Below are 16050 nucleotides of genomic sequence, written 5' to 3' on the forward strand. Positions count from 1 at the left end.
TTTGGCGCAGTCTGCATGTTGGGATTTTGTGTGCAAGCGCCGTTTCGGCCTTGCCATTCCGCGTCACCCGTGAAAGTGGGACGTGTCAAACGAACACTCCCCTTAGACCCCGTTGGAGGTGAACATGGAGATTCGCGAGGCGCTCACATTTGATGACGTTTTGCTGGTGCCAGCTGCAAGCTCGGTGCTGCCGTCGGAGGCTGATACCTCCACTTTTGTCACCCAGTCCATTCGGATGAACATTCCGCTGCTGTCGTCCGCGATGGACACGGTGACCGAAGGCCGGATGGCGATTGCTATGGCGCAGGCGGGCGGAATTGGGGTTATTCATCGCAATCTGGACCTTGAGGCGCAGGCGCGGGAAGTATCGCGGGTCAAGCGGTTTGAGTCTGGCGTGGTGTATCAGCCGATCACGTTGACGCCAGATCAGACCCTAGGCGATGCCAAGCTGCTGATGGAGCGCTATCAGATCACCGGGTTCCCGGTGGTGGATAAAGAAGGCCGGGTGCTGGGCATCGTGACCAACCGCGATATGCGGTTTGCGTCGGATGATAAAACGCCGGTGCATGCGATGATGTCGTTTGAAAATCTGGCGCTGCTGCGCGAGCCGATTGATCGCGACGAGGCGATTTCTTTGATGAAGGCGCGGCGGATTGAGAAGCTGCTGGTGACCGACGGCGCGGGCAAATTGACCGGGTTGTTGACGCTGAAGGACACCGAGAAAAGCGTTCTGAACCCGCAGGCCTGCAAGGACGAGTTGGGGCGGCTGCGGGTGGCTGCGGCCTCGACCGTTGGGGATGCCGGGTTTGAACGCTCGATGGCTTTGATTGAAGCGGGCGTCGATATGGTGGTGATTGATACCGCGCATGGCCACTCGGCGGGCGTTGCGATTGCGGTGGAGCGGATCAAGAAGGCCTCGAACAAGGTGCAGGTGGTGGCCGGGAACGTGGCGACTGCGGAGGCTACGCGGGCGCTGATCGGGGCTGGCGCGGATGCGGTGAAGGTCGGGATTGGTCCCGGAAGCATCTGTACGACGCGGATTGTTGCGGGCGTCGGTGTGCCGCAGTTGACGGCGATCATGGATGCGGCGGGGGCTGCTGGGAATGTGCCGATTATCGCCGATGGTGGGATTAAGTTCTCGGGCGATTTCGCCAAGGCGATTGCAGCGGGGGCGTCTTGCGCAATGGTTGGCTCGGCGATTGCGGGGACGGACGAGTCTCCGGGTGAGCTGATCTTGTTCAACGGGCGGTCGTATAAATCGTACCGTGGCATGGGATCTTTGGGGGCGATGGCGCGCGGCTCGGCGGATCGGTATTTCCAGAAGGATGCGGCGAGCGACAAGTTGGTGCCGGAGGGCATCGAGGGTCAGGTGCCGTATAAGGGCACGGCGGCGCAGGTTATTCACCAGATGGTCGGCGGGCTGCGCGCGGCGATGGGCTATACGGGCTGTGCGACGGTGGCCGAGATGCGGGCGAACTGTACGTTTGTACGGATCACTGGGGCGGGGCTGAAGGAAAGCCATGTGCATGATGTGCAGATCACCCGCGAAAGCCCGAATTATCGGGTCGGGTGAGGCGGTTAGATCGGATGGAATGGCCCCCGCGTGGGGCCATTTTGCATTCAGGCTCTGGTGCGGAACGCCATATAGATCACGGCGGTGATCACTGCCCAATAGACGCCGACCAAGACGATCACGGCGCTTACCGCGATGACGGCGGCGGCAATGATGAAAGCGCCGTCATTGCCCAGTAGTCCCAGGGCGGCGATCAGGATCGCCAAGGCGGGCAGGAAGTTGCCCAAGGGGATCGGCAACATCACCAGCAGGCTCAGGAGCATGCCGATGGCGCCGATGATCCGCTGGGCGTTCTCGCTGCTTAAGGCGGGCAGGCGCGGGTGCAGGATGCGCTCGACGCGGGCGAGATAGGGTGCTGCGCGGGTCAGCAGCGCCAAGAGGTTGGCGCGCAACAGCGAGCGGTTGGCGATGAAACCGGGCAGCCAAGCCGGGCGACCGAGCATCATTTGCAAGGTGAGGTAAACCAAGGGCAGGCCGGTCACTGCCGAAGTGCCGGGCAGGCCGGGCAACAGGTTCGGCAGCGCGAACAAGATCAGCAGGGTGGCGCGGGCGTGGGTTTTGATGCCGTTCACCAAATCGCCGAGGCTGACACGCTCGCTGTCGCCCGTTTCGACAAGGCGCAGCAGTTGTTGGGAAAGTGGGATGGGGGCTGTCATGTCACCTCTTAGCTCTGGCTGAAGATGGGGCGTGAGGGGGAAAATTGCCAGAGCGCCGGGGCTTGGTTGCGGGATTTCCGCGCGCGCTGTAGGGAATAGCGGGTCGGGGCAAAAGGGGCAGCATATGACACCGCAAGCTAGGCTTTCTGCCGCGATTGACGTGCTGGACCGGATTTTGGCGGGGGCGCCAGCCGAGCAGGCCTTGACCAACTGGGGCCGTGGCAGTCGCTTTGCAGGCTCCGGCGACCGGGCGGCTGTGCGCGATCTGGTGTTTGATGCGTTGCGCTGCAAGCGGTCTTATGCGGCGTTGGGCGGGGCTTTAACGGGGCGCGGGCTGGTTCTCGGCGGGCTGCGGGATCGCGGCTTGGACCCGGCGGAGTGGTTTACCGGGGAGGGCCATGCGCCCGGAGCTTTAAGCGATGCCGATGCAGGCTTTACGCCCGCGGGCAATGTGGCCTTGGATTGCCCAGAGTGGCTGGCGGGGCCGCTGCAATCGGCATTGGGCGATGATTTTGCCGCCGTGATGCAGGCGCTGCGGCGGCGGGCTCCGGTGTTTTTGCGGGTGAATTTGGCGAAGGGCACGGTTGCGGTTGCCATAGCGGCTTTGGCGGCGGAAGGTATTGTGTGCGCGTTAAACCAACTTGCGAAGACTGCCTTAGAAGTTACAGAGAACGCACGAAAAATACAGAATTCTCAGGCCTATCTCTCCGGCTTGGTGGAATTGCAGGATGCCGCCAGCCAAGCGGTGATTGAAGCCTTGCCCTTGGCGGATGGTCAGCGCGTGCTGGATTATTGCAGCGGTGGCGGCGGCAAGGCTTTGGCGATGGCGGCGCAGGCGCAGGTCAAGCTGGCGGCGCATGATGTCGATCCGCGCCGGATGCGGGATATTCCAGCGCGGGCGGCGCGGGCTGGGGTTAAGATCACGGTGGCGGAAACCCAAGCGATTGGAACGGATTACGATGTGATCCTGACGGATGTACCCTGCTCTGGCTCGGGCAGTTGGCGGCGCGATCCGCAGGGCAAATGGGCGCTGACCGAGGCGCGGCTGGCAGCGCTGTGCCAGATTCAAGCGCAGATTTTAGACGATGTGGCCGGGCTTTTGGCCCCCAAAGGCACGCTGGCCTATGCCACCTGTTCGATGCTGAACGCCGAAAATGAGGATCAAATTGCGGCGTTTCTCGCCCGTCATCCCGGTTGGAGTAACCGCTTGCAGCGGCGGTTTTCACCGCTGCAGGGCGCGGATGGATTTTTTGTGGCGCTGTTGACGCGCGAAGTTTGAATTCGTACACAACTTAAGCGTGATTTTCGCTTTATTTGTGAGGCGGTTAAGCGCCTCTTAACACTTTGCCCGCCAAATGGGGCGAAACGAATCCCGGATCGGAGGACAGAGTGGCCAGTTCGACGATAAGCTTGGCCAAGGTATTTGCCCCAAGACAGCAGCATTTTGGCCTCTGGGTGCTGATCGCTGCCGCCAGTGGCTGTGCGGTGGGCATTCTGTTGTCGGCGCAACTGGTGATGCAGCTGATGTTTCTGGCGGCGGGCCTGACCTTTGCCGCACTGGCGATGTTGCAGCAAAGCTCTGGCTGGTGGGCGGAACGGGCGCAAAGTCAGCTTGAGGCGCGGTTGATTGCGCTGGTGGGCTTGGATGCAACCCCCTGTTTTACCAGCGATGCCCATGGTCAAATCGGCTACCAAAACGCGGCCACCGGCGCGCGCTTTGGCGCTGTGAGCGGCGGCAGCTTGATTTCGGTGCTGAAAGACCATTTTGCCGCCCCCTCGGCGGTGCTGTATCGGCTGCAGACCCGCGCCAGTCACTCTGGCTCGGCGCGCGAAGATGTGGCGACACGGCGCGGTCATCTGCGGCTGTCGGTGCATCGGCTGACCCGGACGCGCTATTTGTGGCGGCTGGAAGAATTTCAGGATCGCGCGACGGCGGCGCGTGGCGCAGAAACGCTGAGCCTGCCGATGTTGACCGCCAACAAGGCGGGCGTGGTGCTGTTCACCAATGACGCGATGCGCAGGCTTTTGGGCGGGCGACCGAAGCGGCTGGACCGGGTGTTCACCTCGGCCATTCTACATTCGGGTGAGGAGGTTGAGGTTTCGGCTGCCACCGGGCCGGTACGGGCGATTCTGGCTGAGGTTGAGGGCTTGGGTGAGCGGCGCGAGATATACTTGTTGCCGGTGGCGCGGCATCCGAATGACGCCAGCATGTCGGCGGATTTTGAGCATGTGCCGGTGGCGCTGCTGAAATTTGAGGTGAATGGCGCATTGCGGCAGGCCAACAAAGCGGCACGCGACCTGCTGCATCTGGATGATGCGCCCGAGATGCTGCACGATCTGTTCGAAGGGCTGGGCCGCCCGGTCTCGGATTGGCTGTCAGATGTGGTGAATGAGCGTATCCCCGGCGGGGCCGAGGTGTTGTGCGCGCGGCGTCTGGGGGGTGAGGTGTTCTTGCAGGTGACCCTGCGCCGCATCGTCGATTTGGGGCGCCCCGGCGTGCTGGCGGTATTGCAGGACGCGACGGAGTTGAAAACGCTTGAAGCGCAGTTTGTGCAAAGCCAGAAAATGCAGGCGATTGGCCAGCTTGCAGGTGGGGTTGCGCATGATTTCAACAATTTGCTGACCGCTATTTCTGGGCATTGCGATCTGCTGTTGTTGCGCCATAACAGCACCGATCCCGCCTATGCCGATCTGATCCAGATCCATCAGAATGCCAATCGCGCAGCGGCCTTGGTCGGGCAGTTGCTGGCGTTTTCGCGCAAACAAACCCTGAAACCGGAACGGATCGAGTTGCAGGATGTGCTGTCAGATCTGGCGCATCTGCTCAACCGTCTGGTCGGCGAACGGGTGCGCTTGCGGCTGGCACATGCGCCGGATTTGGGGGCGATCCGGGCCGATAAGCGGCAGTTGGAACAGGTGATCATGAACCTGGTGGTCAATGCCCGCGATGCGATGCCCGAGGGTGGCACCATTCGGATTGAGACCGAGGCGCTGACCCTGCGCGACGAGATGCGGCGCGATCGGGCGATTGTGCCTGCGGGGGAATATGCCTTGATCCGGGTCAGCGATTCTGGGGTGGGGATGCCGCCTGAACGGTTGCAGAAGATTTTTGAGCCGTTTTTCACCACCAAGCGGGTGGGCGAGGGCACGGGTCTGGGTCTGTCGACGGCTTACGGCATCGTCAAACAATCGGGCGGCTTTATTTTCGTCGATTCGACCGAAGGCGAAGGCTCGGTGTTTCAGCTGTATTTCCCGATCTTCGCAGGTGCTGCACCGGGTGAGGTTGTGGCCACGCTGCCGAAAAAAGTCGTGCTGCGGCAAGGCGAGGGCGTGGTGCTGCTGGTCGAGGATGAAGCCCCGGTGCGCGCCTTTGCCAGCCGGGCACTGCGGATGCGCGGCTATACGGTGCTAGAGGCCGAAAATGCCGAGGATGCGCTGAAACAATTGGAAGACCCTGCCTTGGAGGTTGATATTTTCGTCACCGATGTGGTGATGCCGGGTATGGATGGCCCGAGTTGGGTGCGCGAGGCATTGAAAGCCCGGCCGAATGTGAAGGTGATTTTCGTCTCGGGCTATGCTGAAGAGGCTTTGTCGGAGGGCCAGGCGCGGATTCCGAATTCGACCTTCCTGCCAAAGCCGTTTTCGCTCAGCGATCTGACCGCGACGGTGCAGGACCAGTTGCATTGAACCGGGGCGATTCTTTTGCCGCGGCTGAGTGCGGGTTGAAAAAAAAGTTCTGCCTCCGTTCGCTGGTAACCAATCCTTAATCCTGTTGCGAAAAACTGGGCTTGCGACAATTTGATTGAAATGTTCCCGCTTTACCCTCATACAGGGTAAACAAACACAGAACATCTTGGGCGATTGCCGCCTGAAGACAACCATGGGATAAGGGCAAAGCAATGGCAGCGGCAAATCTGATCGAGTTGAACGGGAAGCGCGATATGGACAAGGCAAAGGCGCTGGAAAGCGCTCTGGCACAGATTGAACGGCAGTTCGGCAAGGGCTCGATCATGAAGCTCGGCCAGAACAATCCGGTGATGGAGATCGAGGCGACCTCGACCGGATCGCTGGGGCTGGACATCGCTTTGGGCATTGGCGGTTTGCCGCAGGGCCGGATTATTGAGATTTACGGGCCGGAAAGCTCGGGCAAAACCACGCTCTCGCTGCATGTGGTGGCGGAATCGCAGAAAAAAGGCGGGGTTTGCGCTTTTGTCGATGCCGAGCACGCGCTGGACCCGCAATATGCCAAGAAACTCGGCGTCAATCTCGATGAGCTGTTGATCAGCCAACCCGATACAGGTGAGCAGGCACTGGAGATTGTCGATACGCTGGTGCGTTCTGGCGCTGTCAGTCTGATCGTGGTCGATTCGGTGGCGGCACTGGTGCCGAAATCCGAGATTGAAGGCGATATGGGCGATATGCAGATGGGCAGCCAAGCGCGTCTGATGTCTCAGGCGATGCGCAAGCTGACTGGCAGCATCGGCAAATCGAACTGCATGGTGATTTTCATCAACCAGATTCGGATGAAAATCGGCGTGATGTTCGGCTCACCCGAAACCACCACCGGCGGCAATGCGCTGAAGTTCTACGCTTCTGTGCGTCTGGATATCCGCCGCACCGGGGCGATCAAGGACCGCGACGAGGTTGTCGGCAACGCGACTCGGGTGAAAGTGGTGAAGAACAAAGTATCCCCACCGTTCAAGGAAGTTGAATTCGACATCATGTATGGCGAGGGCATCTCCAAGGTCGGCGAACTGGTCGATATCGGCGTGAAGGCCGGGGTGGTTGAGAAATCCGGCAGCTGGTATTCCTATAAGGATGAGCGGATCGGGCAGGGGCGGGAGAATGCCAAGGCGTTCCTGAAACAAAACCCGGCGATGGCGCTGGACATTGAAGACAGGATCCGCGCCGCCAATGGCTTGGATTTCTCGGTCAGCCCAGATGCGGGCCCGGTTCTCGACGACTGATCTTTGACCAAGCAGTTGAAAATGTGGCCGGAAACAGCAAGTTTCCGGCCTTTTTGCATCCCTAGTGGACAGCCCGCGCAGGGGCGGATAAACGGGGCGGGACCAGTTTTTCTCGCTTTTTGGAGGCCCAAGCCTATGGCTTCGTTGAATGACATCCGCTCAACCTATCTCGATTTCTTCGTGCGCAACGGTCACAAACGGGTGGACAGCTCGCCCTTGGTGCCGCGCAACGATCCGACGCTCATGTTCGCCAATTCCGGTATGGTGCAGTTCAAGAATTGCTTCACCGGGGTTGAGACGCGGGATTACAAACGTGCGACCACGGCGCAGAAATGCGTGCGCGCGGGCGGCAAGCATAATGACCTCGACAACGTTGGTTACACTGCGCGGCACCATACGTTCTTTGAGATGCTGGGAAATTTCAGCTTTGGCGATTATTTCAAAGATCAAGCCATTGCTTTTGCATGGGAATTGCTGACGAAAGACTTTGGGCTGAACAAAGACAAGCTGCTGGTCACGGTGTATCATACCGATGATGAGGCGGCGTCGATCTGGAAAAACGTCGCAGGCCTTTCTGATGACAAGATCATCCGCATTCCGACCGATGACAATTTCTGGCGGATGGGGCCGACCGGGCCGTGCGGACCCTGCACCGAGATTTTCTATGACCATGGCGATCATATCTGGGGCGGCCCTCCGGGCTCGGCCGAAGAAGATGGCGACCGCTTCATTGAGATCTGGAACAATGTGTTCATGCAGAACGAACAGTTCGCCGATGGCACGATGCGCCCCTTAGATATGCAGTCGATCGACACCGGCATGGGGCTCGAGCGGATCGGGGCGCTGTTGCAGGGCAAGCACGACAATTATGACACGGATTTGATGCGCAGTCTGATCGAGGCTTCGGCGCATGCAACCAATTCCGACCCGGATGGTCCGGGCAAAACCAGCCATCGGGTGATCGCCGACCATTTGCGCTCGACATCGTTCCTGATTGCCGATGGCGTGATGCCCAGCAATGAGGGGCGCGGCTATGTGTTGCGGCGGATCATGCGGCGGGCGATGCGGCACTTACATATGTTGGGCGCGCAAGATCCGGTGATGCACCGTCTGGTTCCGGCGCTGGTGCAGCAGATGGGCACGGCTTATCCCGAACTGGCACGGGCGCAAAGCCTGATCGAAGAAACCCAGTTGCTGGAGGAAACCCGGTTCAAAACCACACTGGATCGGGGCTTGCGGCTGCTGAATGACGAATTGGATCGCCTGCCGGAAGGCGGCGATTTACCAGGCGGCGTGGCCTTCAAGCTCTACGACACCTATGGCTTCCCGCTGGATCTGACACAAGATGTGCTGCGCGAACAGGCGCGTGCGGTGGATGTGGCTGGTTTTGATGCCGCAATGCAGGAGCAGAAAACCAAAGCGCGGGCGGCTTGGTCGGGCGCGGGCGGCACGGCGGACGCGAAGATCTGGTTTGAGATTGCCGAAGCGCATGGCGTGACGGAATTCCTCGGCTATGATACCGAAACCGCCGAGGGCCAGATTGATGCTTTGGTGCGCGACGGCGCGCTGATTGGGGCGGCTGAGGTTGGGACTTCGGTGCAGATCGTGGTGAATCAGACGCCGTTTTATGCCGAAAGTGGCGGGCAGGTCGGCGATACTGGGCTGATCCGCACCCAGACGGGCCTTGCGGAAGTGACCGACACGCGGAAATCGGCGGGAGTGTTCATGCACATCGCCACCGTGCTGGAGGGCACGATTTTGCGTGGCCAACCAGCGAAACTGGAGGTGTCGCATGGGCGACGCGGGGCGATCCGGGCCAATCACTCGGCGACGCATTTGCTGCATGAGGCGTTGCGGCGGGCTTTGGGCGATCATGTCGCACAGCGCGGGTCTTTGAATGCGGCGGATCGGTTGCGATTTGACTTCAGCCATTCGGCGGCGATGTCTGAGGTTGAGCAATCGTCTGTTGAGGCGGAGGTCAATGAATTCATTCGACAAAACTCGGTGGTTGATACAAGGATCATGACGCCGGATGATGCGCGGGCCCTGGGCGCGCAGGCGTTGTTTGGTGAGAAATACGGCGATGAGGTTCGGGTTGTCTCGATGGGCAGCTTGGACGGTTCGGGTAAGGGCAGCGAGGGGCGGACCTATTCGCTGGAACTTTGCGGCGGCACCCATGTCGGGCGGACAGGGGATATCGGCGCGTTTGTGCTGCTGAGCGATTCAGCCTCGTCCTCGGGGGTGCGGCGGATTGAGGCTTTGACGGGGCAAGCGGCGCTGAACCATCTGCTTGAGCAAGACAAACGATTGGCGACTGTTGCGGTGGCTTTGAAAACCCATCCGGGCGATGTTTTGGATCGGGTGAAGGCCCTGCAGGACGAACGCCGGGCTTTGGTCAATGAAGTCGCGCAGTTGCGGCGGGAGCTGGCGATGGGTGGCAAATCTGGTGGACCAGAGATCAAGGAAATCAACGGGGTAAAGCTGATTGCTCAGGTGCTTTTCGGGGTTTCGGGCAAGGATTTGCCGGGGCTGATTGATGAGATGAAGGCGCAGATTGGCTCGGGTGCAATTGTGCTGATTGCCGATACCGGGGCTAAACCTGCGGTGGCGGCGGGCGTTACGGCGGATCTGACCGGCCGGATTTCTGCGGTGACTTTGGCAAAGGCGGCCGTTGAGGCTTTGGGTGGTAAGGGTGGCGGTGGTCGCCCGGACATGGCGCAGGGCGGCGGCGCGGATATTGCGCTGGCCGATGCGGCGATTGCGGCGGTGCATGCCGCTTTGGAGGTGTGACATGGCGACGGCACTTTGGATTGCGCATGTTGAGGTGATCGACGCCGAGGCTTACGGCAAATATGCCGTGCTGGCAGGGCCGATTTTGGCCTCTTTCGGTGGCAATTTCCTTGCCAGATCAGGGCGTTATGTTCAGCTTGAGGGCAACGACCGGGCGCGCAATGTGGTGGCTCGCTTTCCCAGCGTTGAGGCGGCGGTGGAGTGCTATCACTCACCTGCCTATCAGGCCGCACTGTCTCATGCCAAAGGTGCCTCGCATCGCGATCTGGTGGTGGTGGAGGAGCTGGGCGAATAGTGTTTTGCCTCGCGTAAATTTGACGGAAAAATGTGCTGCAGTCGGTGCATTTTGTGGTATGTTTTCCTTAAGAGGCCAGTCAGGTCCGGGAATGTGAGGGCGGATTATGTGCCGTTGGGCAGCTTACGCGGGCGCACCGATCTTTTTGGATGAGATCATCAGCCGTCCGGGGCATTCGTTGATCCATCAAAGTCATGGCGCGACGCAGTGCCACTCAACCATCAATGCCGATGGGTTTGGCGTGGCCTGGTATGGTGATCGACCCGAGCCGGGGCTGTACCGCGATGTGCTGCCCGCGTGGAGTGATCCGAACCTGCGCAGTCTGACGGCGCAGGTGAAATCGGGGCTGTTTTTGGCGCATGTGCGGGCCTCGACTGGCACCGCGACCAGCCGCAACAACTGTCATCCGTTTGTACATGGCGTGTGGTCATTCATGCACAACGGGCAAGTCGGTGGCTATGAGCAGTTTCGCCGTGATGCCGATATGATGATTCCAGACAATCTCTATGCGGCGCGCAAGGGTGCGACGGATTCCGAGGCGCTGTTTTTGGTGGCTTTGGCGGAAGGGATGGACGCGGATCCGAGGGCCGCTTTAGAGCGGGCCTCGGCGCGGTTTATCGCGGTGGCCAAGGCGAAGGGCGCGCTGCCACATCTGCGGATGACTGCGGCTTTGTCGGATGGCAAGCGGCTGTATGCGGTGCGCTATGCGACGGACGATGCAGCTCCGTCGCTGTATTACCGCTGGTCCGAGACGCGCGGCGGCATGGCGGTGGTCTCGGAGCCCTTGGAGGCGGAGGAGGGCGGTTGGAACGAAATTGCATCGAACACCTTTTGCACCTTTGACGGCGCAGATGTGAAAGTGGATGCATTCATGCCCTGCAAACTGGTGCCGCACTATGCTTCCCGCGCGGCTGTAACCCATCTGGCGGCAGAGTAACGGCTGAAGCGGGGCCTAGTCTATTTTGCCGCTGGCCACCAAATCTGCCAAGAGTTGATCTTGCTGGCTGCAATCTGCATTATAGCGGTGAAAATATTGCATATCCCGGACCAAATCGTTGCTGCTTTTGGTGGCATCGCCACGGGTCATTTTGACCTTTTGAAAATACTCAAGACTTTGGATCGGGTAGTGGTTGAGATGAAACCGCTCATTATCTGACACCGTGCGCTCGGATCGCGCACCCGTCACCACATGTATACCCAAACTGCGGCGGGTTTTCACAATGGCAGTGCGGCAGATATATTTGCGAAAGCCATGAGAATATAGATGCGGTTCCCGCAAGGTGAAGCCTTGGCGCACGCTGGCGGGATGCATTTCGTGGCCGCTGCTGCCGAACATCCGCCAGTTGCCATAGATCACGTCAATGTCGCGAAAACCCTTCAACTGTTCGGCAAGGGTTTGGCCCGAGGGGCAGAACCAAAATTCATCAAGATCAGCGACGACAAGCCACTGGCACTTACGCGCGATGTTCAACTGGTTGAAGGCGGTCCAATAATGTTGGCGTTGGCGATAGCGTTCGGGGTATTCCACCAACTCGACCACCCCTTTGGCGACCCAAGCATTGGCTTTGCGGACAGTGTCATCGGAGCTGCCGTTGTCGATTAGAAAGATTTTCCCAGCGCCCATCGACAGATAATGCTGCACCCACTCGTCGATGTTCATCGCTTCATTCTTCATGATGCCGAGAACACCCAAGTTGAAACCATATGCGGTTTGGGATTCACGTTTGTTGCGCAACCGTTCAATGCGATTGCGGTTCCAACTGCGAAGCGTGTTCTTCAGCCGTGCAAGCAAGCGTGATTTCCCAATCGACATGATCCAAATATTTTACATCTGGGGTGAGGTGACGCAACAATAATCAACTTTTGAGGTGGCTGGCTCTGACAATGAAAAAACCCGCCTTGCGGCGGGTTTTTCTTTAGGCCGAGCGCGAGTTGCGTTTGCGTTCGTTCGGATCAAGGTAGCGTTTGCGCATCCGCACCGATTTTGGCGTCACTTCGACCAGCTCATCATCGTCGATATAGGCGATGCATTGCTCAAGGCTGAGTTTCACCGGGGTGGTCAGGCGGACGGCTTCGTCGGTGCCCGAGGCGCGGACGTTGGTCAGCTGTTTGCCCTTCAGCGGGTTCACTTCCAGATCGTTATCGCGGGAGTGTTCGCCAATGATCATGCCAGTGTAGACGGGTTCCTGCACGCCAATGAAGAAGTGGCCGCGATCTTCCAGTTTCCACATCGCATAGGCGACCGAAATGCCGGATTCCATCGAGATCAACACGCCCTGACGGCGGCCCTCAATCGGGCCCTTGTGTGGTGCCCAATCATGGAACACGCGGTTCAAAACGCCGGTGCCGCGGGTGTCGGTCATGAACTGACCGTGATAGCCGATCAGGCCGCGCGACGGCACATGCGCGATCAGACGCGTTTTGCCAACGCCTGCTGGCTTCATCTCGACCAGATCGCCCTTGCGGGGACCGGTGAGTTTTTCAATCACGGCACCTGTGTATTCATCATCGACGTCGATGGTGACTTCTTCAATCGGCTCGGATTTCACGCCGTCGATGTCTTGGAACAGCACACGCGGGCGGCTGATCGACAGCTCAAAGCCTTCGCGGCGCATGTTTTCGATCAGCACGCCCATCTGCAATTCACCGCGACCGGCAACCTCAAAGGCGTCGCCGCCGGGGGTGTCGGTGACTTTGATCGCGACGTTGATCTCGGCCTCTTTCATCAGACGCTCACGGATGATGCGCGACTGCACTTTCGAGCCTTCTTTGCCAGCCAGTGGCGAGTCATTGATGCCGAAGGTGATCGAAATCGTCGGCGGATCAATCGGTTGTGCCGGGATCGCGGCTTCGATTTCCAAAGCGCAAAGCGTGTCAGCCACGGTGGCTTTGGTCATGCCCGACAGGGTCACGATGTCGCCGGCCTCTGCGGCGTCAATCGGCGTCATTACCAGACCACGGTAGGCCAGCACTTTCGAGACGCGGAATTGCTCGATCTTGGTGCCATCGCGCGACAGAGCTTTGATGGTTTCGCCCGCGCGCAGGGTGCCAGCCTCAACCCGGCCAGTCAGGATACGGCCGATGAACGGGTCAGCCGACAGAGTGGTTGCCAGCATCTGGAAAGGCTCGGCGCGACGGGCGATTTGTTTTGGCTCGGGGACGTGCTTGATCACCAGCTCATAGAGCGCGTTCAGATCCTTGCGCGGGCCGTCGAGTTCAACATCGGCCCAACCAGAGCGACCGGAGGCGTAAAGCACCGGGAAATCGAGTTGATCATCATCGGCGCCGAGGTTGGCGAACAGATCGAAGACTTCGTTCAGTGCGCGCGAGGGCTCTGCATCATGCTTGTCAACTTTGTTCAGCACCACGATTGGGCGCAGACCCAAGGCGAGGGCTTTCGCGGTGACGAATTTGGTTTGCGGCATCGGGCCTTCTGCAGCGTCGACCAGCAGTACAACACCGTCAACCATCGACAGAATACGTTCGACTTCGCCACCAAAGTCGGCGTGACCGGGGGTGTCGACGATGTTGATGCGCGCGCCGCCCCATTCCAGGCTGGTGCATTTCGCAAGAATGGTGATGCCACGCTCGCGTTCAATGTCGTTGCTGTCCATTGCGCGCTCGGCAACCGCTTGGTTGTCGCGGAACGAACCGGACTGTTTCAGCAATTCATCAACGAGGGTGGTCTTGCCATGGTCGACGTGCGCGATAATGGCGATGTTGCGAAGCTCCATCGGGGAGGTCTCTTTCTTTTGTCAGCTTTGGCGCGGCGATAGCCTAGATAGGCCGGAAAGGCCAGAGGAACCTTGTCAGGTTGCGATGTATCGGTCGCGGCGGTGGTTGATTGCGAGGAAAATGTTGAAAACGGCGGCACCGAGGAAGGACCAGCCCAGAATATGCCAATCAAGAAACAGCAGTGAGACAGTGAATAGGACCGCGTCGAAGATCAGCTGCGCGTAGCCTGCTTGGAACCCGGTGCGGTCTTGCAGGATTAGCCAGAGGATCGAGATGCCGCCAAAGCTGCCGCCGTGGCGCACGACGGCGAGGGCGGCGATGCCGAACAGGATGCCAAAGAGGACGGCGGCGAAGGCGGGCTGGATGTGCGAGAACGACAGCCAACGTGGCAGGATGGCGATGGCGAGGGATAGCAGGGCGACGCAGAGGAAGGTTTTCAGGGTGAATTCCAGCCCCATGCGCTTGTAGCCGAACCAAAGGAACGGCAAGGATATGCTGAAATACACCGCCGAGAACGGCCATCCGGTGGCATAACTGATCAGGGCTGCGACTCCGGTGGTTTGGCCTGCGATGAAACCCATATACGTGAGGATGTGCATCCCGACCGCAGCCATGCAGACGCCGAAGGCGATGCCTTGGGCGTCCTCAATGGCGGAATGGTGGTTGGCGTCGGTCATGTCGCTTTGTAATGCAGCTGCGGCATCTGTGTCAATAATGCTGACCTATAATTGCCGTAAGAAAAAGGCCCGGAACCATCGTCCGGGCCCTTGTAGCTTAACCTTGCAGGGCTTTGTTCAGATATTCGTCGACCTTTTCCAGATAGCCCATCGTGGTCAGCCATTTCTGATCGGGGCCGACCAGCAAAGCCAGATCCTTGGTCATCCAGCCATCTTCAACCGCATCGACGGTGACTTTTTCCAGCGTGCTGGCAAAGCGCATCAGTTGTTCATTGCTGTCCAACTTGGCGCGGTGCTTCAGACCACCAGTCCAAGCGAAGATAGAGGCGATCGAGTTGGTCGAGGTCGCCTTGCCCTTCTGATGCTCGCGGAAGTGGCGGGTGACGGTGCCATGCGCGGCTTCAGCCTCGACCGTCTGGCCATCGGGGGTCATCAGGATTGAGGTCATCAGGCCGAGCGAGCCGAAGCCTTGGGCAACCGTATCGGACTGCACATCGCCGTCATAGTTCTTGCAAGCCCAGACATAGCCGCCCGACCATTTCATTGCCGATGCGACCATATCGTCGATCAGGCGGTGTTCGTAATGGATGCCTTTGGCTTTGAATTGGTCTTCAAATTCCTCGGCATAGACCTTTGCGAAGATGTCTTTGAAGCGGCCATCATAGGCTTTCAGAATGGTGTTCTTGGTCGACAGATACACCGGCCAGCCTTTGAGCAAACCATAGTTGAACGACGAGCGCGCGAAGTCGTGGATCGAGTCGTCAAGGTTGTACATGCCCATGAACACGCCAGAGGACGGCGCCTGATAGACTTCTTTCTCAATCACCGTGCCATCGTCACCGACGAATTTCATCGTCAGTTTGCCCGCGCCGGGGAAGCGGAAATCGGTGGCTTTATACTGATCGCCAAAGGCATGACGGCCCACAACAATGGGCTTGGTCCAGCCGGGCACCAGACGGGGCACGTTTTTGCAGATGATCGGCTCGCGGAAGATCACGCCGCCCAAGATGTTGCGGATGGTGCCGTTGGGCGATTTCCACATCTGTTTCAGGCCGAATTCCTCAACCCGCTGCTCATCCGGGGTGATCGTGGCGCATTTGACGCCGACACCGTATTTCTGGATCGCGTGGGCCGAGTCGATGGTGATCTGGTCGTTGGTGCGATCACGCTCTTCAATGCCCAGATCGTAATATTTCAGATCAATGTCGAGGTAGGGCAGGATCAGCTTTTGCTTGATGAAGTCCCAGATGATCCGGGTCATCTCGTCGCCGTCGAGTTCGACAACGGGATTGGCTACCTTAATCTTGGTCATGTCGGCCCCTTATGGTTGGATTCGCTTATGCTGGGTGTATGTGAA

12 protein-coding genes are annotated in these 16050 nt (G+C 59.2%); 7 read left to right on the forward strand and 5 right to left on the reverse strand.

From position 1 onward, the window contains the following. Positions 1-124: 124 nt before the first annotated feature. Entirely contained in the window at positions 125-1573 is a 1449-nt protein-coding gene (gene guaB / locus AKV04_RS08780; RefSeq protein ID WP_054006076.1) for an IMP dehydrogenase, read from the forward strand. Positions 1574-1620: 47 nt separating this feature from the next. Here guaB and AKV04_RS08785 read toward each other — a convergent pair whose 3' ends face one another. Further along, positions 1621-2229: an exopolysaccharide biosynthesis protein gene (locus AKV04_RS08785; RefSeq protein ID WP_054006077.1), complete on the reverse strand. Its 609-nt coding sequence runs from the start codon at positions 2227-2229 to the stop codon at positions 1621-1623. 124 nt (positions 2230-2353) lie between these two features. On the opposite strand from AKV04_RS08785, the gene AKV04_RS08790 reads away from it, so the two are divergent. From AKV04_RS08790 to AKV04_RS08815, 6 genes are all read left to right on the forward strand, one after another. Continuing rightward, positions 2354-3508, forward strand: coding sequence for an RsmB/NOP family class I SAM-dependent RNA methyltransferase (locus AKV04_RS08790; RefSeq protein ID WP_054006078.1), 1155 nt, complete (start codon positions 2354-2356; stop codon positions 3506-3508). Positions 3509-3744: 236 nt separating this feature from the next. Beyond that, on the forward strand, positions 3745-5916 hold the full coding sequence (locus tag AKV04_RS08795; protein ID WP_156317439.1) for an ATP-binding protein: 2172 nt from the start codon (positions 3745-3747) through the stop codon (positions 5914-5916). 212 nt (positions 5917-6128) lie between these two features. Continuing rightward, entirely contained in the window at positions 6129-7196 is a 1068-nt protein-coding gene (recA, locus tag AKV04_RS08800) for a recombinase RecA (protein ID WP_054006080.1), read from the forward strand. 135 nt (positions 7197-7331) lie between these two features. Beyond that, a complete protein-coding gene (gene alaS, locus AKV04_RS08805) occupies positions 7332-9986 on the forward strand; it encodes an alanine--tRNA ligase (protein ID WP_054006081.1) in 2655 nt (884 codons plus the stop codon). Position 9987: 1 nt separating this feature from the next. Beyond that, positions 9988-10281: a DUF1330 domain-containing protein gene (locus AKV04_RS08810; protein WP_054006082.1), complete on the forward strand. Its 294-nt coding sequence runs from the start codon at positions 9988-9990 to the stop codon at positions 10279-10281. 106 nt (positions 10282-10387) lie between these two features. After that, positions 10388-11218: a class II glutamine amidotransferase gene (locus tag AKV04_RS08815; protein WP_054006083.1), complete on the forward strand. Its 831-nt coding sequence runs from the start codon at positions 10388-10390 to the stop codon at positions 11216-11218. Between the two features lie 15 nt (positions 11219-11233). Here AKV04_RS08815 and AKV04_RS08820 read toward each other — a convergent pair whose 3' ends face one another. The 4 genes from AKV04_RS08820 to AKV04_RS08835 all read right to left on the reverse strand — a co-directional run bounded on the left by AKV04_RS08820 (position 11234) and on the right by AKV04_RS08835 (position 16005). Continuing rightward, positions 11234-12094: a glycosyltransferase family 2 protein gene (locus tag AKV04_RS08820; protein ID WP_054006084.1), complete on the reverse strand. Its 861-nt coding sequence runs from the start codon at positions 12092-12094 to the stop codon at positions 11234-11236. A gap of 103 nt (positions 12095-12197) precedes the next feature. Continuing rightward, positions 12198-14015, reverse strand: coding sequence for a translational GTPase TypA (gene typA, locus AKV04_RS08825; protein WP_054006085.1), 1818 nt, complete (start codon positions 14013-14015; stop codon positions 12198-12200). Positions 14016-14090: 75 nt separating this feature from the next. Beyond that, positions 14091-14693, reverse strand: coding sequence for a YitT family protein (locus AKV04_RS08830; protein WP_054006086.1), 603 nt, complete (start codon positions 14691-14693; stop codon positions 14091-14093). A 97-nt stretch (positions 14694-14790) separates the two neighbouring features. Continuing rightward, positions 14791-16005: an NADP-dependent isocitrate dehydrogenase gene (locus AKV04_RS08835; protein ID WP_054006087.1), complete on the reverse strand. Its 1215-nt coding sequence runs from the start codon at positions 16003-16005 to the stop codon at positions 14791-14793. Positions 16006-16050: the final 45 nt, after the last annotated feature.

The organism is Cypionkella psychrotolerans, from assembly GCF_001294535.1.
In the GTDB taxonomy this organism is placed as follows: domain Bacteria; phylum Pseudomonadota; class Alphaproteobacteria; order Rhodobacterales; family Rhodobacteraceae; genus Cypionkella; species Cypionkella psychrotolerans.